Consider the following 19,981-nt stretch of genomic DNA (forward strand, 5'->3'; position numbering starts at 1 on the left):
CCTCAGAAACCCAGGCTCAGCTGTTCGGCGATCGGCCCCAGGGCCAGGGTCGGCAGGAAGGTCAGCCCGCCGACCAGCAGGATGGTCACCAACAGCAGGCCGGCGAACAGCGGGCCATGGGTGGGGAAGCTGTTCTGGCCCTGCGGCGCGCTTTTCTTGGCGGCCAGGCTGCCTGCAAGGGCCAGCACTGGCAGGATGTAGCCGAAGCGCCCGATCAGCATGGCCAGGCCGATCATCAGGTTGTGGAACACCGTGTTGGCACCAAAGCCGCCGAAAGCCGAGCCGTTGTTGGCGGTGCCGGAGGTGTAGGCATACAGCAACTGGCTGAAACCATGCGGCCCCGGATTGCTCACCGCACCTGCCGGCCCCGGCAGGCTGGCGGCGATGGCGCCGAGCACCAGCACGCCAACCGGCATCACCAGCAGTGTCGCCACCAACAATTGCACTTCGCGGGCCTGCAACTTCTTGCCCAGGTATTCCGGCGTGCGACCGATCATCAACCCGGCCAGGAATACCGCGATCAGCACGAACAGCAGCATGCCGTAGAGGCCTGCACCGACGCCGCCGAAGATCACCTCGCCGACCATCATGTTGACCATCGCCACCATGCCAGTCAGCGGATTGAGGCTGTCGTGCATGGCGTTGACCGAGCCGTTGGAGGCAGCCGTGGTAGTCACCGTCCACAACACCGTACCGGTGGTACCGAAGCGGCTCTCCTTGCCTTCCATCGGCGCCCCTTGTTGTACCTGGGCACTGTCGAGGGTCGGATTGGGCTGGTGCTCGGACCACAGCCCGACGGCACCACCGATCAGGAACAGCGCGAGCATGCAGGCGAGAATCGCCCGGCTCTGACGCAGGTCCTTGACGTAGTGGCCGAAGGTGAACACCAGTGCCACCGGAATCAGAATGATCGAAGTCACCTCGAACAGGTTGCTCCAGGCTGTCGGGTTCTCGAACGGATGCGCCGAGTTGACGCCGAAGAAGCCGCCGCCGTTGGTGCCCAGTTGCTTGATCGCGATCTGGCTGGCGGCAGGGCCCAGCGGGATGCTCTGGTCGGCACCTTGCAGGGTGACGGCATGGGCGTAGTCGGCGAATGTCTGTGGCACACCCTGCCACACCAGCAGCAACGCCAGCACGATGCACAGTGGCAGCAGGCCATAGAGGGTGGCACGGGTCATGTCGACCCAGAAGTTACCCAGGTTGTGAGTGGAGCGCCGGCCGATACCACGGCACAGGGCGACCAGCACGGCAAGGCCGGTGGCGGCGCTGACGAAGTTCTGCACGGTCAGGCCGATCATCTGGCTCAAGTAGCTGAGCGAGGCCTCACCGCTATAGGCCTGCCAGTTGGTGTTGGTCATGAAGCTGACAGCGGTGTTGAATGCCAGCGACCATTCCTGGCCCGGCAGGTGCTGCGGGTTGAGCGGCAGCGAGCCCTGCAGCAGGAGCACGGCGAACAGCACCAGGAAGCCCACCAGGTTGAAGGCCAGCAGCGCCAGGGTGTATTGCTTCCAGTTCTGCTCCTGCTCGGCGCGCACCCCGGACAACCGGTAGCAACCCTGCTCTACCGGGCCGAGGATCGGCGACAGCCAGGTACGCTGACCCTCCATGACCTTGTAGTAGAACCGCCCAAGCCAGGGTGCTGGTAGCAGCACAAGGGCCAGAAACGCCAGCAGCAATGCGAAGTCGTAGCTGTGCATGGCCGCTCCCTAGCTGCGATCGGCGCGCAGCAGCGCAACCAGCAGGTAAATGGCCAACGCCACTGCCAGCAGCAGTGACACTCCGTCGAGCATGTTCATCGGTGGATCTCCCCGTCTTGCGGCGTCGGCCGCTTTGGGGGAATTGTCGGGGCGGGGGGCGTAAAGGGACGAGATCGGGGGGGCGGGATGGGAATAAAGAATGCGTAAAGTTTGGTTTCTGGATCATCAATACCGGCCTCTTCGCGGGCAAGCCCGCTCCTGCAGGGATTGGGCTGGTCTTTAAATTTTGAGCAAGACAGAATCTCCTACAGCAGATCGCGGTGCCTGTAGGAGCGGGCTTGCCCGCGAAGAGAACGCTGCAGGTCAGCGCTGAACCTGCCCCGAGTGTCGGCTCCAGTCCAGCAGCAGGCTGTAGCCGACGGCAAGCAGGGTCGGCCCGATGAACAGCCCGATGAAGCCAAACGCGATCAACCCGCCAAACACGCCGAGCAGCACGATCACCAGCGGCAGGTTGCCCCCCCGGCTGATCAGATACGGCTTGAGCACGTTGTCCACGCCACTGATGATGAAGGTGCCCCATATCCCGAGGAACACCGCCATCCCGTACTCGCCCTTCCACACCAGCCAGCCGGTGGCAGGAATCCAGGCCAGTGGCGGCCCCATCGGAATCAGGCTGAGCATGAAGGTCACCAGGCCCAGCACGATCGCCCCGGGCACGCCGGCGATCAGGAAGCCGATCAACGCCAGCAGCCCTTGCGCTGCGGCGGTACCGATCACACCGTTGACCACCCGCTGTACGGTACCGGCCACCAGGTCGATGTAGTACTCGGCGCGCTCGCCCACCAGGCGCTGCAGCAAGCGTTGCACGAACGCGGCCAGGCGTGGGCCGTCGCGGTAGAAGAAGAACACGAAGACGATACTGAGCGTAAGCTCCAGCACGCCGCTGCCGATCTGGGCGCTACGCGCCAGGAACCAATTGCCGACCTGGCCGAGGTACGGTTTGGCCGAGGCAATCAGCGCCGCACCCTGCTGGTCGAGGGACTCCCACCAGTTGACCAGGCGCTCGCCGATGAAGGGAATGCCACGCACCCACTCCGGCGCATCCGGCAAACCCTCCAACTGCACGTCACGCACGAAGTTGGTGGCATCACGCACATGGTCGGCCAAGTTGAAGCCCAGCCACACCAGCGGCAACGCGACCACCAGGATCCACACCGTCGTGAGGATGCTGGCCGCGAGGGTTTCGCGCCCACCCAGCAGGCGCGTCAACAAGCGCATCAGCGGCCAGCTGGCAAAGGCCAGGATCGCCCCCCAGAGCAGCGCCGAGATGAACGGCGCCATGACCCACAAGGCGGCGCCCAGCAGCGCCAGCAACAGAATCTGGACCAGCAGACGGTCATTGTTGGCCATGATGGCCCTCGTTCAACGAATCAGTTCCAGATGCAGGCCATCGGTAGGCGCCGTACCCACTTCGAGACGGGCACTGCGTACACCGGCCTTGACCAGTTGCTCGCGCCAGGCTTCGGCCGCCTGGCCGCTGAGGCTGGCACGCAGGGTGCTGTCCAGGTTCAGGCTGCGGGCCAGCAGCGAAACCCACGCAGGCTGTGGTGCGCTCAGGTCAGGGTAGTCGAGCTTGCCGGTATCGCGCATCTCACGCAGCACCGTGGCGGGTGTCGGCAGCACTTCGCCCAGCGGGCTGTCAGCGACGAATTCCTCGACATGCAGGTAGGCGCGGCGATTGCCGCGAGTGACGCTGTACAGGGCGACCAGTGTATCGGCCTCTTCGGCCGAGCGGCGCAAAAGAATGAAGGCCTGCTGCTCGTCGCCGCCATTGAGACGGGCGTTGTTGAACACATCGTTGGCCCAGATGCTGGCCTCGCCGCAGTCACGCCCCTGGCACCAGAACAGCGGATAGCCACCGTCGCGCTGCAGCTCCTCACGTGCGCTGGTAAAGGCTTCCCGGGCAGTGCGCTCCACCGGCAGTTCGTAGGTGACCGAGCTGACCTGGCCACGGCTCTCGACCTTGCCCTCGACGCGCAGGCGACCGCTGATCTTGCGTACCGGGCCCATGGGGTAGACCCTCTCCCCCGCCACGACCGGACGCTGGTCGACCACCTTGGCGTCGGCCGGCACCGGCAGGCTCCCGGCCCACAGCAGCGGGCTGGCGAGTGTGAAGCAGGCGGCGATGGCACTGCGAACGAGGAACGGCGCGCTCATCGGCCGTCCTTGCGGCGCCGGGCGCCGTGGCGAAGATCGTGAATGTCTGGCATGTATGGTTGTCTCCCTGTTCAACCCGCCAAGCCTCGACACTTGTCCGGTGCAAGTCAAGCAAAGCCAAAGAAGCGATTGAAACAGTCTGCGACAAGGGCCGCGCCCTGCGCATCGTTCAGGTGCAGATGATGACCACCGGGCAAGGTCACCTGCTCGAAGGGTAGCTGCTCCAGCAGACTTGTGTGGCGCGCCAGCATGCCGTCCTCGGCGATCACCAGGCAGGTGGGGCAGCTCACCCGGTGCACAAAGGCCATGGCCTGCGCCTCGTTCAGGCGCACTGGCGACGGCAAGGTCAGGCGACTGTCGCTGCGCCAACTGTAACCGCCAGGCACCGGCATGAGCCCACGCTGGGCGAGCAGCTCGGCGGCTTCCCGACTGACTGCGACCATGCCCTTCATCCGCGCCTGCACGCCCTCTTCCAGGCTCGGGTACACCGACTTGCGCTTGCCATCCAGGCGCAGTTGCGCCTGCAGTGCCATACCCAGGCGCTCGGCGGCATCCTGCTCGGCGACCGTAGGCGGGATGACGCCATCGATCAACGCCAGATGGCTGATCCGTTCAGGCAGTGCGCCCGCCAGCTGCACCGAGATGATCGCCCCCAGCGAATGCCCGAGCAGGCCAAAGCGCTCCCAGCCCAGTTGCTCGGCTACCCGCAGCACGTCATGGGCATAATCGGCCAGGTTGTAGCTCGCCCCGGCTGGACGATGCTGTGAATAGCCGTGCCCGGCCAGGTCGAGCGCGACAATGCGCAGGCCTTTCAGGCGCGGGGCCAGATGGGCGAAGCTGTTGGCGTTGTCGAGCCAGCCGTGCAGAGCGATCACCGGCAGGCCGTCGGCAGGGCCGAACAGGTGTGCGGCCAGTTCGATATGCCCCAGGCTCAGGCGAATCTCCTCGACCTGCGCACTCATGCCTGGCTCCAGCGATCGAACAGGCCCTTGATCAGGCTGGCAGTATCGGTAGGCCGCTCCAGTGGAAACATGTGCCCGCCCGGAACGCTGTGATACTCCCCCCGCGGCATCGCCCGCACCGCCAGGGCGTGGTGTTTGCGGATCACCCGGCTGCGATCGCCACGCACCATGGCCAGTGGCACCTGCAGTTGACGCGCAGGGGCCGGGCTGACATGGGGAATGCTGCGGTAGATGCGCATCTCGGTGCTGGGGTCGAAGCGCAGACGAACACCCTCCTCCACCGTTTGCAAACCGTGCTCGAGATAGGCTTCGAGGCAATCGGGATCGAACTGGCGGAACAGCGTCTTGCTGGCGAAATAACTGCGTGCGCTGTCGCGATCAGGAAACGCCTCGCGCCGTCCTTCGGTTCGCCCGGCTGGCGTGATGCGGTCGATGAAACCGAAGCGCTTGGCGGTGCGGATCAGCCACTGGTCAGCGCGGGTCAGCACCGGCGAATCGAGCATCACCACACCGCGGTAGAGCTCGGGTCGGCGCAGGGCGGCGTGCAGGTGCAGCACACCACCGAGGGAATGACCGACACCCCAGACCGGCGCCGGCTGCTGCGCCAGATGGTGCAGCAGCTCATCGACCAGGTTCTGCCAGTTGTCATCCACTGGAAAGCGCGGGTCGTGGGCATGCTGCTCCAGGTGACAGACCTGGTAGTCCGGGGCCAGGGCCGCGAACAGCTTGCCGTAGGTGGCTGAAGGGAAACCGTTGGCATGGGCGAAGAAGATCTGCTGCGACATGACCGCCTGGTCCGACTGGAGAGTGATAGCCCATTGTCAGCAACCTGCCGGTTGGCGGCAACGTTCTGAAAGGTCATCGGCAAGGGCTATCAGGTCACGTCGCGCTATCGAGGCGACGCAAAGCCCCGTTGCGCCAAAGCGATACCTAGTATTTCTATCAGTTTCACCCGTTTCTTGCCTGGTTCACACTGAGCCATAAACCCCCGGAAACCTGAGGAGTTGGCGATGTCAACCGCTGAGGGCAAGCAGCAACTGCATACACAAAACCCGGTCTCGCGGCCTCTAACTTTCAAGGTCACACGCAGCGCCGAGACAGACTACCCCAAACCTTCCGTACTGCAGGCAACGGGTGACAGGCTCGATCCCATCGACGCGCTCAACGGCGCTACCGTAAGGGCACAGTATCCGACCATGCTACCCAGTGACATTCTGGCGGCGGACTGGGCCGGGAATACTGCTGCAGACAGTTGGCAGAGCGACCAACAACCCGGAAGTCTATTTGGGTATGTCGATTTCCAGGCGCCTGTCAGCGTGGTGGCTGCCAGCCAGGGCAAGACGGTCACCCTGCGCTACGCAGTAGTACGCAGTGGCCAGGCCGCGAAATTATCCTTGCCACTGCTGCTGGCGGTAGGAACCCTGGCGCAAGCCCATTTGCCTGCGCCTGTGATCCCCCAGGCCAACGCAACCACCAAGGTACTCGACCTCAACAACTTCACCGGTGATGCACAGGTCAAGGTTGAACCATGGCCATTGATCGCGGTGGGTCAACGAGTATGGGTCCGCTTGGACGGGACCCTCGAAAATGGCTCGACCCATACCTTTTACCTGGCCCGAGGCGCAGAGGTCACCGCGGACCAGGTAGCCGCAGGACTGGACCTGATCTTGCAACGCAGCGAACTGGAGGCGCTCAAGCATGGCTCCAGCCTCACGGCAACGGTGTCGGTAACATTCGACGCCAGCAACAACGAGGGACAGGCCCGAGTTTTCCCGGACGTGCTCTACACGCTCGAGAAGATCATCGCGGTCAGGCCCACCATCGTTTCCGTGAAAGACAACAACGGATTAGAGGTGCCGCACGGCAGCTCGACGACCTCGCCGAACCTGGTATTGAGCGGTCAGGCATCAGCCAACCAGCAGGTCGAAGTGCTCGACGGCGCCAGCGTGATAAGCCCCGAGCCTGTCGCAGCGAACGGCAGTTGGACAAGCACACTGACAAGCTTGGGCGTGAAGACCTATGACTTCAAAGTCCGGGGCCTCTACGCAGGCAATCCTGAGTCTGATGTATGGACCGTACACAGGATCCAGGAGCTGGTCCTTGCAAGACCGGTCATTCCCCTGGCACCAGGCGATGTACTACCACCTCAAGCCGTCCCCTCCACCGGCCTGCCCGTCCTGGTCGAAGTCTACGGTGGCATGGCCATCGGTGATGTGGTGTCGGTGACTTTTGCGGGAATCGCTGGCGCCCCGCAGACTGTTGGCAGCGTAAGTCGGCTCACGTTTTCTGTTCCCAAGGCTCAGGTAGACGCCAATGCGGGCAGAACGGTGGCTGTGCAGTACCTGGTCACTCGAGTCTCTGGAGGGGCGGCGGTCCCCTCGCCTGCCGTGAACCTGCGGATCAACGTGGTGACTCCGCCCCTGACTATCGACACGTCGCCCGCGACGCTCAATGGCAGTATCCACCGCAACGCCAACCCAGTGACCAACCCACCCCCCAATGCATTCGTGCAGCGCACCGCCTCCGGCGGGAAACCACCGTATACCTACTCAACGAGCAACGGCAACGTGGTCGAAGTCAATGCTTCCACGGGGCTAGCGGTGTCTTATGGCAGCGGGACGGCGGAGGTGATCGTAACCGATACCGCCGGTGCCCGTGCCAGCTATCCGGTGACCGTATCCAATGTCAGGCGGGTTGAAGGCCTGGGCTCGTTCAATGTGTGGTATTGGTGCCGAGATCTGGCCGCGCAGAGAGGTGGAACATTACCTACGCTTGCAGAATGGGATGCGATGCGCGCTTGCTACAACAACAACCCAGGCATCAATGATCGGGCGTGGAGTGCGGACTCGGCGGGAACAGGCAGACGCTATGCGATAGACGTTGCCAACGGCAACAGGGTGTCCTTGCGTGCAACGAATATCGGTGGAGATACAGCTGTGGGTTGGGGAATATTCAGTCGCTGAGGCGCACTGGATCCATACTACGTACACAGAAGGCCGAATGCATCGTCGTTATCGGCCTCCCACCACGCAAGCGCAGGACCTGAAGATAAAATCAGGGGGCGACACGCTGTCTCAGCAATGTCATCACACCGAGAGGTGGCAAATCCCCTTCAAGTTCTGCCAGGTTCGCAGTGCTCATATGTGCTGGCTGCTGCAAATGCCCATGCTCCAGCACTCCCACCAGCGCGCCCACCAATGGCTGATGACTGACCAACAGCACATGTTCAAGCCCCAACCGCTCGATCTCTGCGATGACCTCCTCCACCCGACTTTCCGGCGTAAGCCACGGCACGGTGCGTACCGGCTCGATGAAACCAAGGGTGTCATGCACCAGCGCAGCCGTCTGCTGGGCGCGCACAAAAGGGCTGGCAATGATCGCCTGCAACGGCTGGCCTAGCAGTCGTGCGGCGCTGTGCAGCACTTGCTCGCGACCATGGGCCGTGAGGCGACGCTCGGCGTCGGTGTTGGCCCGTGGCTCTGCCTCGCCATGGCGCAGGATCCACAGCTTCACAGCTTGGGCTCCTCGTCGCGCACCGGGTGCGGCGCCGGGGCAACCGCATGCGGCGCCTCGCCTTCAGGGGCACGGGGGCCAGGCCAGTCGGCAAACGGCCAGGGTTTCTGGTCGGTGTGGAAGGTGCCGAAGCGACCGATCTGCGCCAGGTACTGGCTGAGGCTGTCGCCGAAGTTCATCAGGCTGGCACTCGGCGCGCCATACACCAGGCGGTAGATCAGTTGCACCAGCACCAGCCCGCCAAGCAGCAGCTCGGCCAGTTGCCAGACCACCAGGAACACCAGCATCCACAGCACCCGCAGGATGATCGACTCGCGCTGGGCGCGCTCGGGCGTATCGTTCATGTGTCGCTCCTTGCTCTGATTTGGAGCCGCTGACGGCTCAGTTGAAACCGCTGGTGGAAATGAAATCGACGTCGGTCTTGGGCTCGGCACGCATCAGGTGCTCGATCACCTGGGCCAGGGTTCGCCCCTCGAACAGAATCGCGTGCAGCCCGGCCACCAGCGGCATGTAGACCTGCACTTCCTGAGCCTTGGCCTTGAGCACTTTCAAGGTATTCACCCCTTCGGCCACTTCGCCCAGGCGGCTGACTGCCTCTTCCAGGCTCAACCCCTGCCCCAGGGCATGTCCGACCTGGTAATTGCGGCTCTTGGGCGAGGAGCAGGTGACGATCAGGTCACCCACCCCTGCCAGCCCCAGGAAGGTCATGGGGTTGGCGCCCTGGCTCACGGCGAAGCGGGTCATTTCGGCCAGCGCCCGGGTGATCAGCATGCTCTTGGTGTTCTCGCCCATCTCCAGCGCCACGGCCATGCCGGCGATGATCGCGTAGACGTTCTTCAGCGCGCCTCCAAGCTCCACACCGAAGCGGTCGGCGCTGGCATAGACGCGAAAGGTGCGCCCGTGCAGGACATCCTGCACGCGCTGGCACAGCGCCTCGTCCTCACTGGCAACCACAGTGGCGGTCAAGGCATGCTCGGCGATCTCACGGGCCAGGTTCGGCCCGGACAGCACGCCGATACGCGCCTGGGGTGCGATCTCTTCGAGAATCTGGCTCATCAGCTTGAAGGTCTGCGCCTCGATGCCCTTGGTCAGGCTGACCAGGCACTTGCCGCGCAGCAGCTCGGCATGTGGCGCGAGTACGCTGCGCAAGGCGCTCGACGGCAGCGCGACGAACACCAGGTCGCTCGATTGCAGGGTCGCCAGCAGGTCATTGACCGGCTCGACGCCATCATGCAGGCGAATGCCTTTGAGGTAACGAGGATTCTCGCGGTTGGCGCGCATGGCCTCGGCCTGCTCCGGGTCGCGCATCCATTGACGCACCGGATTGCCGTTTTCAGCCAGCAGGTTCGCCACGGCGGTGCCGAAGCTCCCGCCTCCCAGAACTGCAACAGGTTGCTGTTCAGTCATATTCAATCCGTTAAAGCCATTAAGTTGAGTGGCGACGCAGGCATTATACGGCTCGTCTGCTACAGAACCAGTGTCGGCACCAGCCTCTTCACAGGCAAAGCCGCCTGCACGGCGCGCGCACGCATGCCTTGCCAGAAGGGATTTATCCGAAAGAGGGTGGCAAATCCAGCGCAGATCACTGGAAAAACCCCCACGGTCGGTTACCATGCCTGGTTTATCCCGCACACAAGGCCGTCACGTGTTCCCAGGCACGCCTCCTGCACCCCGCCTGCTGTTGCTGACCGCCCTGCTCGGGGGTTCGGCCATGGCCGATGACCTGTTCATCGACAACCAGGACCTGCCGCAGGTTCTGACCGCCACACGTCTGAAACAATCCCCGGCCGCAGTGCCCGGCAGCATGACCGTGCTCGACAGCGAACTGATCCGCGCCAGCGGCGCGCGAGACATCCCCGAGCTTTTGCGCCTGGTGCCCGGCATGATGATCGGCTACGGCGCCGGTAACCAGCCGACCGTCAACTACCATGGCAGCAACGTCAACGACGCCCGGCGCATGCAGGTGCTGATCGACGGCCGTTCGGTGTACCGCGCAGGCCTCGCCACCGTGGACTGGAGCGATATCCCGCTGGCGATCGAGGATATCGAACGCATCGAGGTGTTCCGCGGCCCCAATACCGTCAGCTATGGTGCCAACGCCCTGATGGCCGTGGTCAACATCCTCACCCGCAGCCCCGCCGACAGCCACGGCACGCGACTGAAGATCACCCAGGGCCAGGATGGCATCAACGATTTCTATGCCAGCCAGGGCTTCGGCTGGGAAGGCGGCGATCTGCGCCTGTCGATGTCCGGCATGCAGGACGATGGCTTCGACAAGAACCAGTACGGCCAGGACTACCGCGACAGCCGCCGGCTGACCCGCTTCAACCTCAGCGCCAGCCACACCCTGGCGCCCGACCAGACCCTCGAATGGCAACTGGCGGCCAAGGAAGGCAGCAACCAACGCCCCTACACCTATACCCCGGTGTTCCCCTTCATCACCGGGCGTGGCGACAACGCCGACCTCAACGCCAAGGATTACGCGGGCTCGGTGCGCTGGAACATCGACTTCAGCCCCGAGCACAGCCTGTACGTACAGGGCTCGGCGCAGCAGTTCGACCGCCAGCAGGTATGGCGTGCTTGCGATGCGACGCTGGCTTTCAGCCCCGAGTTGACCCGGCTGTGGCAACTCAATCCAGACTACGCCGAACAAGTGGCGCGCAACGCCAACAACCCGCCCAACAACAACGACCCGGTATTGCAGAGCCTGCGCAACCAGATCAAGAGCCAGTGGGACAACGGCGGTAACCGTGAAGTCTGCGGTGATGTCGACCAGAGCACACGCGAAACCCGCTACGACCTGGAAATCCAGGATACCCTGAGCCTCACCGACACCCTGCGCCTGCTCAGCGGCTTCAACTACCGCTATGACCGTGCCGACTCGCAGACCTACTTCAACGGCAGCCTCGACGACCGCACCTGGCGCTTGTTCGGACAGCTCGAATGGCGCGCCGACGAACACTGGATCCTCCAGGGTGGGGCCATGTTCGAGGACAGCGAGTTGTCCGGCAGCTCGCTGACTCCGCGCGTGGCGGTCAACTACCTGATCACCCCGCGCCACGGCCTGCGTGCGGTGTACTCCGAGGCCGTACGTTCGCCGGACATGTTCGAGAACAACGTCAACTGGAGCTACACGGTCAAGAACCTCACGCCCAACGCGCTGGGTTTGCAGAACGGTGAATACTTCGTCAAGACCCGTGGCCCGGGCAACCTCGACCAGGAGCGCATGCGCTCGCGCGAGCTGGGCTACAACGGCTACTTCGCGGACATCGACCTGAGCCTGGACGTCAAGCTGTTCTACGACGAAATCACCGGGATGATCAGCGAGCCGCTGAAGAACAACCAGTACATCGCCAGCAATGCCAACAAGTCCCGCTTCAGCGGCACCGAGACACAACTGGACTGGCGCCTGAGCATGCGCGACCGTCTGCGCCTGACGTATGCCTACGTCGACGCCTGGGCCAGCAACCCCGACGACCGCCGCCTCAGCGCACGCAACAGCGGCTCGGCCGGCTGGATGCGCGACTGGGGGCAGGGATGGTCGAGTGCCCTCTTCTATTATGGTGACGACGCCCTCAACCAATACCGCTACGAGCGTATAGACCTGCGCGTGGCCAAGCGCCTGCGGGTGTATGGCAGCTCGCTGGAGCTCGCCGCGCTGTGGCAGCAGCGGCTGGACGACCAGCCCACCACCATCGAGCAGAACCGCTACGACAGCCGCCATCGCCTGAGTTTCAGCGCGGAGCTGGAGTTCTGATGCTGCGCCTGCTGCGCCTGTTGCTGCTGTGCCTGTGGCCGATGGGCGCGCTTTCGGCCAGCGAAATCCTGCTGGTGGGCAGCGAAGACCAGCCCGGTGTGCGCAGTTTCGTCGCCGCACTGGAGGCACGCCGCCCTCACGACCACGTGCGCTTCCAGACCGTGGCGCAACTGCCCCGGCCAGCGTTGCTCAAACCCGAGACCCGCTTGATCCTGCTGGACAACGTCGCACTCGACTGGCGCATGGGCGAAACCGCAGGTCCTGCGGCGCTGGTCCTGCGGGTCAGCCGCGTGCAGGCCGAACAGCGCCTGGGAAAGTCGCGCCCCTCCTACCTGAGCCTGCTGTGGAGCGACCCGCCACTGCCACGGCAACTGCGCCTGACCCGCTACCTGCTACCGCAAGCGCGACGCATTGGCGTGCTGTACGGCCCCGGCAGCCGCTTTCTGATCGATGAGCTGCGCCAGGCTGCGCGTGGCCTGGGTCTGGAGATCGTCGCCCAGGACTGGGCCGACCTGCGTGACAGCCGCCCGTTGCAGCACCTGCTGGGCAACAGCGACGTTCTGTTGGGAATCGACGATCCCGAGTTGTACAACTCCAAGACCGCCAAGAACGTCCTGCTCAGCAGCTATGGCCGACAGATGGCGCTGATCGGCCCCAACGCCGGCTTCGTTCGCGCTGGCGCCCTGGCGAGCACCTACAGCGACCAGGACGACTGGCTGGCAGTACTCGACGACTTGCTCGACCAGCCACCGGCACACTGGCCCCGTAGTCTCTATCCCGAACACTACGGGGTCAGCGGCAACCAGCAGGTCGCCCGCGCCCTGGGCCTGGAACCCATCGATCCGAACGCCGCCGCCCTGGCCCTGGCCGAAGGAGAACCCACCCCATGACCAAGCGCCTGAGCTGGGACATCCACACACGCACCCAGATCATCAGCCTGGGGCCCGCGCTGCTGCTGACCCTGCTGTTGATCAGCTTCTTTACCTTCGTGCGTATCCAGGACTTGCGGCAGGAGCTCAACCACACCGGTCAACTGATCGCCAACCAACTGGCGCCAGCCTCCGAATACGGGGTGATCTCAGGCAATAACGAGGTGCTCGAAAGCTTGATGCGGGCGACCCTGAGCATCCCTCACGTGCGTTTTCTCGAGGTGCAAGACAGCCGCAACCACATCCTGGTCTACGTCGAGCAGTCGGGTGAAAGCGTCAGCCGCGCCCAGCGCGTCGAGGTGTTCCAGGCGCCCATTCGCCTGCAACAGATCCGCCTGGACAACGACTTCCTGCAGGAAGGCAAGACGCCCCCCAGCATTGGCGACGATTACCTGGGGCGAGTGATCGTCGGCATGTCCGACGACGCCTTCAGCGAACGCCAACAGGAGATCGTGATCAAGGCCGGCATTCTCGCGCTGTTCGCCTTGCTGTTCACCTTTCTTCTCGCCCGGCGCCTGGCCAGGAGCCTGTCCAAGCCGATCAGTGACATGGGGCATGCGGTCGAGGCCATCCAGCAGGGAGAGTTCAACGCCCCGCTACCGGTGGTCGACGATAGCGAACTGGGCCACCTGGCACGCCACATCAACAACCTTGCCAGCGCCCTGGACCAGGCCAGCCACGAGCAGAACCAGGCCATTGCCCAGTTGACCCAGGCTCGCGAGGAGGCCGAGCAGGCCAACCGCGCCAAGTCCGACTTCTTGGCGATGATGAGCCATGAGCTGCGGACCCCGATGAACGGCGTACTCGGCATGCTGCAGTTGCTGGAAACCACCCCGCTGACCGGTGAGCAAGCCGAATACACGGCCGTGGCCAGCGAGTCTACCGGCCACCTGCTCAAGGTGATCAACGACATCCTCGACTTCTCGCGTATCGAACGCACCAGCCTGGAACTGGAGCACATCGATTTCAACCTTGGCGAGCTGATTGCCAGCAGCGTGCAATCGTTCCAGCACAGCGCTCAACAGCGCAACCTGGCCCTGCACCTGCACCTGCCGCCGGGCATGGACCGCCTGCAAGTGATCGGCGATCCGACACGCATCCGCCAGATCCTGTTGAACCTGGTAGGCAATGCGTTGAAGTTCACCGAGCGCGGCGAAGTGGAGATCGAGGCCCGCTGGCAAATGCTCGACCGTCAGCTGCTCTGGCTGACCTGCGCGGTCCGCGATACCGGCATCGGTATCGACAGCGATCGCCTGGAAACGATGTTCGTCGCCTTCCAGCAAGCCGACAGTTCTATTTCAAGGCGTTACGGCGGCACCGGGTTGGGCCTGTCCATCGCCCGTACCCTGGCCGAGCGCATGGGCGGCAAGTTGCGCGGCGAAAGCCGCGAGGGCATGGGTTCGACCTTCACCCTGGAAGTCCCTCTGATGCTGTCGAGCAAGCCAGCAGCGCGCCTGCTCGGTCACGAGCATGACGCACTGCTGGGTGGCGACGGCCAGCGCGTCCTGCTGGTGGAAGACAATCCGGTCAACCAGAGCGTCATCGAAGCCATGCTGCGCAGCTTGGGCTTCGAGGTCAGCGTGGCACTGGACGGCGCGCAAGCGGTGGAAATGGCGGGCCAGCAAAGTTTTGCGGCGATCCTGATGGACTGTCGCCTGCCCCAGATGGACGGCTACGAAGCCACACGCCGCATCCGCCAGCACGGCGCGCAACTGCCGATCATCGCCTTGACCGCCAATGCCCTGCAGGGCGATCGTGAACGCTGCCTGGCTGCAGGAATGAACGATTACCTGAGCAAACCGTTCAAACGTACCGATCTGCAACGCATTCTGCAGCGCTGGTTGCCCGGCCGGACAGCCGCGACTGGCGATTAATGATAAAGTGCGGCAGTCTTAAAGACTGGACAGGGCCGTCGTTGGCCCTGAAAATAAAACTTTCAGTGCACACCTGTACTTCTTTTGCCAGGTGCGCTGTGACTTTCACCACAACGCAATAGTCTACCTGTAGGCTGCCGCCCGGACTCTCTAGGATTTCGGGTTGGCCGGGAAGATTCATCCCCTGCCACAGGGGGTTATTGAGGAGCTCGCATGACCAAACAACACGCCTTTACTCGGGAAGACCTGCTGCGCTGCAGTCGCGGTGAGCTGTTCGGCCCCGGTAATGCGCAACTGCCCGCCCCGAACATGCTGATGGTAGACCGCATCACCCACATCAGTGAGGAAGGCGGCAAGTTCGGCAAAGGTGAATTGGTCGCCGAGCTGGATATCACTCCAGACCTGTGGTTCTTCGCCTGCCACTTCGAAGGCGATCCGGTGATGCCGGGCTGCCTGGGCCTCGACGCCATGTGGCAGCTGGTTGGCTTTTTCCTCGGCTGGCAAGGCTTGCCGGGCCGCGGTCGCGCACTGGGTTCGGGCGAAGTGAAGTTCTTCGGCCAGGTGCTGCCTACCGCCAAGAAAGTCACCTACAACATCCACATCAAGCGCGTCCTGAAAGGTAAGCTGAACATGGCCATCGCCGATGGCTCGGTCAGCGTCGACGGTCGCGAGATCTACACCGCCGAAGGCCTGCGGGTCGGCGTGTTCACCTCCACTGACAATTTCTAAGGGTTATTCGCATGCGCCGCGTCGTTATCACTGGTCTGGGCATCGTTTCGTGCCTGGGCAATGACAAAGCTACCGTCACCGAAAACCTGCGCAACAGCCGTCCGGGTATCCGTTACAACCCGGAATACAAGGAAATGGGGCTGCGTAGCCAGGTTTCCGGCTCTATCGACCTGAACCTTGAAGAGTTGATCGACCGCAAGGTCTATCGCTTCGTCGGTCACGCCGCCGCCTACGCCTACCTGGCGATGCAGGACGCGATCAAGGACGCAGGCCTGACCGAAGAGCAGGTGTCCAGCCCACGCACCGGCCTGGTTGCAGGTTCCGGCGGCGCTTCGACCCTGAACCAGATGGAAGCACTGGACACCCTGCGCGAGAAAGGCGTCAAGCGTGTCGGCCCGTACCGTGTCACCCGTACCATGGGCAGCACCGTATCGGCGTGCCTGGCTACCCCGTTCAAGATCAAGGGCATCAACTACTCGATCTCGTCGGCCTGTGCCACCTCCGCACACTGCATCGGCACCGCGCTGGAGCAGATCCAGTGGGGCAAACAAGACATCGTCTTCGCCGGCGGCGGTGAAGAAGAGCACTGGAGTCAGTCGTTCCTGTTCGATGCCATGGGCGCCCTGTCGACCAAGCGCAACGAAACCCCTGAGCTGGCCTCGCGCGCCTACGACGCTGACCGTGATGGCTTTGTCATCGCTGGCGGTGGCGGCATGGTAGTGGTCGAGGAGCTGGAACACGCCTTGGCCCGTGGCGCCAAGATCTACGCCGAAATCGTCGGCTACGGCGCGACTTCCGATGGTTACGACATGGTCGCCCCAAGTGGCGAAGGCGCGATCCGCTGCATGCAGCAGGCGCTGTCCACCGTCGACACCCCGATCGATTACCTGAACACCCACGGAACCTCGACGCCGGTCGGCGACGTCGCTGAAATGAAAGGCGTGCGCGAAGTGTTCGGCGACAAGGCACCCAAGATCAGCTCGACCAAGAGCCTGTCCGGCCACTCGCTGGGCGCCGCTGGCGTGCACGAGGCGATCTACTGCCTGCTGATGATGGAAAACAACTTCATCGCCGGCTCCGCCAACATCGACGAACTGGACCCAGAGGTCGCCGACCTGCCGGTACTGCGTCAGACCGAAGAAAACGCCAAGATCGACACGGTCATGAGCAACAGCTTCGGCTTCGGCGGCACCAACGCCACCCTGGTGCTCAAGCGCTGGACTGGCAAGTAAGACGCTGCTGCGACAACGAAAACGCCCCGACTGGTTCGGGGCGTTTTCATTTGTGTTGCCTGCGAAAGGGTCGGCAGTTCAACGCTGCCTGGGCAGCACCGCAAGGAAATTATCCCTCGCCACCTTGCGCGCCACGGCTTCAGGCAACGCATCCAGAAACGGCGCGAATCCGTGCATCTGCTCGCCGACACTGCCGAACTTGCCCACCACATCCGAACCCAGCATGAATCGATCGGGGAAGCGCTCGACCAGCGCCAGCCACGCCTTGCGGGGCTGGCCCTGCTCATCCAGCAGATAGGGCTTCAGTACACTCCACGACAGGTCGATGTACAGATTCGGATAAGCCTCGAGCATGCGCGCAAGCGTTGGCAGGATGAAGTCCATCTGCGTCTGGTGACGATGGATCTCCATGCTGGTACCGGCATGGGCCCAGATGAAACGCGTATGGGGGTGATTGCGCAGCGGCTCCTCGATCTCCGCCAGGTACAATGGGTTACGCTCACGCTTGGAGGTGATGTTCGAATGCACCAGCACCGGCAAGTCACGCTCGGCTGCCAGGTGATAGATGCGTGTCATCGCTTCGTTGTTGGCTCTCGGCGTGTCTCCGCTGGTCAGTGCAGTGAGGTCATCATGCCGGGTGAACACCTCACCGATGCCCTGCCAGAACCCCGGATGCAAGTCGAGCATGCGCTCAATGTGACTGACCGCGTTCTTGTCCACCGGGTTGAAACCCGACAGGAATGGATGAAAGCGTTTCTGCTGTTCGGCCGACAACTTCTGCACCGCTGCCACTACATGGATATCGGTAGCACTGAACCAGTAGGCATCAGCGTCGTCGCCCGCGTAATAGCGTGGGCGCTTGGGTTCATCCTCATGCCATTTTTTCGCCACCGGGATACCGGAAATCATCGCGTGCTCGACGCCGGCCTCGTCCATGGCTTTCAGCAGTGCAGGCATGCCTTCGGTTTCCTGGAAGAAGTCGACGTAATGCAGATGGGCGTCACTGTAGCGATAGTCGCGCGCTTGCGCCGCCTGGCACAGGCACCCGGATAACACGATGCAGGCCAGCACTCTGGCAATCATGGAGCAGCTTCCTTGTTCCAGTCAGGAACAGGGTAGACCCGCGCGGCTGCAAGACGGTTCAGCACGCCGCCGCGACCCGCTATGCTAGGCGCACCCCCTGCCCGTCCGGAGCCCGACCATGAGCAGCCCCCTGATCATCCGCCCACGTGCCGAATCGGTGGAGGGCCAACCGATCCTGCGCCCGCTGCCATCGGCTCAGTGCCGCAGCGTCGGCCCCTTCGTGTTCTTCGACCACATGCTGGAAACCGACTACGCACCCGGCAACGGCATGGACATCCGCCAGCACCCGCATATTGGCCTGTCGACCCTGACCTACCTGTTCGACGGAGAGATCCTGCACAAGGACAGCCTCGGCTCGAACCAGCGCGTGTTGCCAGGTGACGTCAGCTGGATGACTGCCGGACGCGGCGTGGCACATGTGGAACGTACGCCGGCACAAGCCTTCGCCGAGGGCTCGCGGCTGCACGGCCTGCAGGTGTGGCTGGCATCGCCCAAGACGCACGAACAAGGCGATCCGAGCTACAGCTACCACCCCGCAAGCAGCTTGCCGGTGAGTGACAACCTGGGGGTACGCATCCGCCTGATCGCCGGCAACGGATTCTGCCTGGAGTCGCCAGTACCGGTGCTCTCTCCTACCCTCTACGCCCAGGTGCAGATGCAGGCGGCAACCTCGCTGATCGTGCCGAACGAGCACGCACAACGGGCACTGTACCTGCTCGACGGCGAGCTGGTGCTAAACGGCGACGAGGTAGAGGCGTGTAGCCTGGTGGTGCTGCCAGAGGGCGAAGCAGTGGAGCTGTATGCCGAAGGCGAGTGCCAGTTGGTGCTGATAGGCGGCGCGCCGCTGGACGGACCTCGGCGGATGAACTGGAATTTCGTTGCCAGTGATCCGCAGTTGATCGAACAGGCCCGGGCACGCTGGGCGGCAGGTGACTGGCCGCAGGTGCCGGGGGAGACCTCCCGGATCGAGCTACCTCGCTAGGTTCGGCCGCTTTGCGGCCGTTCGCCGGCAAGCCCGCTTCACAAGGGTGGAGCAACCCTGACAAGCAGCGCTGCACCTGTGGGAGCGGGCTTGACCGCGAAGGGCTGCATAGCAGCCCCAATACACCGTCAGTGTGAAAACACTTCTTCCAGCAGATTGTGCATCGCGCGGAAGGCCCGCTCCGAGGTGCGACGGTCGTACTGCATCTTGCCCGGCACGTTGGCATTCGGGTCGGTAAACGAATGTACCGCACCGCCATAGCTCAACAGTTGCCAATCGACCTTGGCAGCGTTCATTTCAGCCTCGAACGCCGGCAGTTGCTCCTGGGGCACCAGCGGGTCGGAAGCACCGTGGAGCACCAGCACCGAGCCCTTGATGCGCTTGGCATCTTCAGGGTTCGGCGTGTCCAGGGTGCCGTGGAACGACACCGCCGCTTTCAGATCAGCGCCGGTACGCGCCAGCTCCAGGGCGCAGCAGCCGCCGAAGCAGAAACCAAAGGTACCTACCTTGCCCGGCGCCAGCAGCGCCTTGGACTGCCCGAGCAATTGCGCCAGGGCTTCCTGCATGCGCTTGCGCAGCTCGGCGCGGTCATTTTTCAGTGGCATCATCGCCGCACCGGCCTCATCGGCGTTCGACGGACGCACGCCCTGGCCATACAGGTCGGCGATCAGCACCACATAGCCCTTCTCGGCCACTTCCTTGGCGATTCGCTCGGCACCTTCGCCGATGCCCATCCAATTCGGCGCCATCACCAGCCCTGGTCGCCCCAACGCCCCCGGCTCGTAAACCAGACGGCTTTCATAGCCTCTGCCGGAAACGTGATAGACCAGCGACTCGACGATTACCTTGCTCATCAAACTCCTCCTGAACCTGGAACTGTTCCGTATCACAACCCTAGTGTGTACGGACCCCGGTGCAAAAGGCTAGCCGATGCTGACGATCTTCATGATTACCAGAAAGGTCACATTAGAAAAAAGCGAGCCTGTAATTGATAAGTGTGAACGGG

18 protein-coding genes are annotated in these 19,981 nt (G+C 63.3%); 7 read left to right on the plus strand and 11 right to left on the minus strand.

Features of this window, described 5'->3' with window-relative positions:
* Nucleotides 1–2: 2 nt before the first annotated feature.
* The 6 genes from kdpA to ACTYOL_RS18680 all read right to left on the minus strand — a co-directional run bounded on the left by kdpA (nucleotide 3) and on the right by ACTYOL_RS18680 (nucleotide 5,661).
* Complete coding sequence (gene kdpA / locus ACTYOL_RS18655) at nucleotides 3–1,697, minus strand: potassium-transporting ATPase subunit KdpA (RefSeq protein WP_444756904.1); 1,695 nt, start codon at nucleotides 1,695–1,697, stop codon at nucleotides 3–5.
* Between the two features lie 9 nt (nucleotides 1,698–1,706).
* Nucleotides 1,707–1,796 (minus strand): K(+)-transporting ATPase subunit F, encoded by a 90-nt coding sequence (gene kdpF, locus ACTYOL_RS18660; protein ID WP_063545570.1) that lies wholly within the window; start codon nucleotides 1,794–1,796, stop codon nucleotides 1,707–1,709.
* Nucleotides 1,797–2,060: 264 nt separating this feature from the next.
* A complete protein-coding gene (locus ACTYOL_RS18665) occupies nucleotides 2,061–3,107 on the minus strand; it encodes an AI-2E family transporter (RefSeq protein ID WP_054894227.1) in 1,047 nt (348 codons plus the stop codon).
* A gap of 12 nt (nucleotides 3,108–3,119) precedes the next feature.
* On the minus strand, nucleotides 3,120–3,914 hold the full coding sequence (locus ACTYOL_RS18670; protein WP_444756905.1) for a DUF4892 domain-containing protein: 795 nt from the start codon (nucleotides 3,912–3,914) through the stop codon (nucleotides 3,120–3,122).
* A 107-nt stretch (nucleotides 3,915–4,021) separates the two neighbouring features.
* Nucleotides 4,022–4,876: an alpha/beta fold hydrolase gene (locus ACTYOL_RS18675; protein ID WP_444756906.1), complete on the minus strand. Its 855-nt coding sequence runs from the start codon at nucleotides 4,874–4,876 to the stop codon at nucleotides 4,022–4,024.
* Nucleotides 4,873–5,661, minus strand: coding sequence for an alpha/beta fold hydrolase (locus tag ACTYOL_RS18680; protein ID WP_112898745.1), 789 nt, complete (start codon nucleotides 5,659–5,661; stop codon nucleotides 4,873–4,875). The genes ACTYOL_RS18675 and ACTYOL_RS18680 overlap by 4 nt, the downstream gene beginning before the upstream one ends.
* Before the next feature lie 225 nt (nucleotides 5,662–5,886).
* On the opposite strand from ACTYOL_RS18680, the gene ACTYOL_RS18685 reads away from it, so the two are divergent.
* A complete protein-coding gene (locus tag ACTYOL_RS18685) occupies nucleotides 5,887–7,839 on the plus strand; it encodes a hypothetical protein (RefSeq protein WP_200602832.1) in 1,953 nt (650 codons plus the stop codon).
* Between the two features lie 91 nt (nucleotides 7,840–7,930).
* Here the strand turns inward: ACTYOL_RS18685 and sixA are convergent, their stop codons facing one another.
* The 3 genes from sixA to ACTYOL_RS18700 are packed head-to-tail and all read right to left on the minus strand — an operon-like array spanning nucleotide 7,931 to nucleotide 9,796.
* Complete coding sequence (gene sixA, locus ACTYOL_RS18690; RefSeq protein WP_153774957.1) at nucleotides 7,931–8,389, minus strand: phosphohistidine phosphatase SixA; 459 nt, start codon at nucleotides 8,387–8,389, stop codon at nucleotides 7,931–7,933.
* Nucleotides 8,386–8,733: a DUF4389 domain-containing protein gene (locus ACTYOL_RS18695; protein ID WP_054894233.1), complete on the minus strand. Its 348-nt coding sequence runs from the start codon at nucleotides 8,731–8,733 to the stop codon at nucleotides 8,386–8,388. Before ACTYOL_RS18695 ends, sixA begins: the two co-directional genes overlap by 4 nt.
* 37 nt (nucleotides 8,734–8,770) lie before the next feature.
* Nucleotides 8,771–9,796 carry an NAD(P)H-dependent glycerol-3-phosphate dehydrogenase gene (locus ACTYOL_RS18700; RefSeq protein WP_112898747.1) on the minus strand — a complete coding sequence of 342 codons (1,026 nt, stop codon included), beginning with the start codon at nucleotides 9,794–9,796 and terminating at the stop codon, nucleotides 8,771–8,773.
* 238 nt (nucleotides 9,797–10,034) lie between these two features.
* Here ACTYOL_RS18700 and ACTYOL_RS18705 point away from each other — a divergent pair, with 238 nt between their 5' ends.
* The 5 genes from ACTYOL_RS18705 (at nucleotide 10,035) to fabB (ending at nucleotide 16,910) form a co-directional block, all read left to right on the plus strand.
* Nucleotides 10,035–12,146 carry a TonB-dependent receptor plug domain-containing protein gene (locus ACTYOL_RS18705; protein WP_153774979.1) on the plus strand — a complete coding sequence of 704 codons (2,112 nt, stop codon included), beginning with the start codon at nucleotides 10,035–10,037 and terminating at the stop codon, nucleotides 12,144–12,146.
* Entirely contained in the window at nucleotides 12,146–13,036 is an 891-nt protein-coding gene (locus ACTYOL_RS18710; protein WP_153774959.1) for an ABC transporter substrate-binding protein, read from the plus strand. Before ACTYOL_RS18705 ends, ACTYOL_RS18710 begins: the two co-directional genes overlap by 1 nt.
* On the plus strand, nucleotides 13,033–14,949 hold the full coding sequence (locus ACTYOL_RS18715) for a response regulator (protein WP_125929384.1): 1,917 nt from the start codon (nucleotides 13,033–13,035) through the stop codon (nucleotides 14,947–14,949). The genes ACTYOL_RS18710 and ACTYOL_RS18715 overlap by 4 nt, the downstream gene beginning before the upstream one ends.
* Before the next feature lie 213 nt (nucleotides 14,950–15,162).
* Nucleotides 15,163–15,678, plus strand: coding sequence for a 3-hydroxyacyl-[acyl-carrier-protein] dehydratase FabA (gene fabA / locus ACTYOL_RS18720; RefSeq protein ID WP_054894238.1), 516 nt, complete (start codon nucleotides 15,163–15,165; stop codon nucleotides 15,676–15,678).
* An 11-nt stretch (nucleotides 15,679–15,689) separates the two neighbouring features.
* A complete protein-coding gene (gene fabB, locus ACTYOL_RS18725; RefSeq protein WP_054894239.1) occupies nucleotides 15,690–16,910 on the plus strand; it encodes a beta-ketoacyl-ACP synthase I in 1,221 nt (406 codons plus the stop codon).
* Between the two features lie 78 nt (nucleotides 16,911–16,988).
* Here fabB and ACTYOL_RS18730 read toward each other — a convergent pair whose 3' ends face one another.
* Nucleotides 16,989–17,993 (minus strand): amidohydrolase family protein, encoded by a 1,005-nt coding sequence (locus ACTYOL_RS18730; protein ID WP_153774961.1) that lies wholly within the window; start codon nucleotides 17,991–17,993, stop codon nucleotides 16,989–16,991.
* Nucleotides 17,994–18,111: 118 nt separating this feature from the next.
* Between ACTYOL_RS18730 and ACTYOL_RS18735 the strand changes: the two genes are divergently transcribed.
* Nucleotides 18,112–18,975 (plus strand): pirin family protein, encoded by an 864-nt coding sequence (locus ACTYOL_RS18735; protein WP_153774962.1) that lies wholly within the window; start codon nucleotides 18,112–18,114, stop codon nucleotides 18,973–18,975.
* A gap of 128 nt (nucleotides 18,976–19,103) precedes the next feature.
* On the opposite strand, the gene ACTYOL_RS18740 is transcribed toward ACTYOL_RS18735, so the two are convergent.
* Nucleotides 19,104–19,829: a dienelactone hydrolase family protein gene (locus ACTYOL_RS18740; protein ID WP_063545582.1), complete on the minus strand. Its 726-nt coding sequence runs from the start codon at nucleotides 19,827–19,829 to the stop codon at nucleotides 19,104–19,106.
* Between the last annotated feature and the right edge of the window lie 152 nt (nucleotides 19,830–19,981).

It is taken from the genome of Pseudomonas sp. A014, from assembly GCF_052378495.1.
In the GTDB taxonomy this organism is placed as follows: Bacteria; Pseudomonadota; Gammaproteobacteria; order Pseudomonadales; family Pseudomonadaceae; genus Aquipseudomonas; species Aquipseudomonas machongensis.

Coding starts and splice junctions, on each gene's coding strand:
- ACTYOL_RS18730 (WP_153774961.1), bottom strand. CDS start 17,993: ATGATTGCCAGAGTGCTGGCCTGCATCGTGTTATCCGGGTGCCTGTGC.
- ACTYOL_RS18735 (WP_153774962.1), top strand. CDS start 18,112: ATGAGCAGCCCCCTGATCATCCGCCCACGTGCCGAATCGGTGGAGGGC.
- kdpF (WP_063545570.1), bottom strand. CDS start 1,796: ATGAACATGCTCGACGGAGTGTCACTGCTGCTGGCAGTGGCGTTGGCC.
- kdpA (WP_444756904.1), bottom strand. CDS start 1,697: ATGCACAGCTACGACTTCGCATTGCTGCTGGCGTTTCTGGCCCTTGTG.
- ACTYOL_RS18685 (WP_200602832.1), top strand. CDS start 5,887: ATGTCAACCGCTGAGGGCAAGCAGCAACTGCATACACAAAACCCGGTC.
- ACTYOL_RS18710 (WP_153774959.1), top strand. CDS start 12,146: ATGCTGCGCCTGCTGCGCCTGTTGCTGCTGTGCCTGTGGCCGATGGGC.
- ACTYOL_RS18740 (WP_063545582.1), bottom strand. CDS start 19,829: ATGAGCAAGGTAATCGTCGAGTCGCTGGTCTATCACGTTTCCGGCAGA.
- fabB (WP_054894239.1), top strand. CDS start 15,690: ATGCGCCGCGTCGTTATCACTGGTCTGGGCATCGTTTCGTGCCTGGGC.
- ACTYOL_RS18680 (WP_112898745.1), bottom strand. CDS start 5,661: ATGTCGCAGCAGATCTTCTTCGCCCATGCCAACGGTTTCCCTTCAGCC.
- fabA (WP_054894238.1), top strand. CDS start 15,163: ATGACCAAACAACACGCCTTTACTCGGGAAGACCTGCTGCGCTGCAGT.
- ACTYOL_RS18675 (WP_444756906.1), bottom strand. CDS start 4,876: ATGAGTGCGCAGGTCGAGGAGATTCGCCTGAGCCTGGGGCATATCGAA.
- ACTYOL_RS18695 (WP_054894233.1), bottom strand. CDS start 8,733: ATGAACGATACGCCCGAGCGCGCCCAGCGCGAGTCGATCATCCTGCGG.
- ACTYOL_RS18715 (WP_125929384.1), top strand. CDS start 13,033: ATGACCAAGCGCCTGAGCTGGGACATCCACACACGCACCCAGATCATC.
- ACTYOL_RS18700 (WP_112898747.1), bottom strand. CDS start 9,796: ATGACTGAACAGCAACCTGTTGCAGTTCTGGGAGGCGGGAGCTTCGGC.
- ACTYOL_RS18665 (WP_054894227.1), bottom strand. CDS start 3,107: ATGGCCAACAATGACCGTCTGCTGGTCCAGATTCTGTTGCTGGCGCTG.
- ACTYOL_RS18670 (WP_444756905.1), bottom strand. CDS start 3,914: ATGAGCGCGCCGTTCCTCGTTCGCAGTGCCATCGCCGCCTGCTTCACA.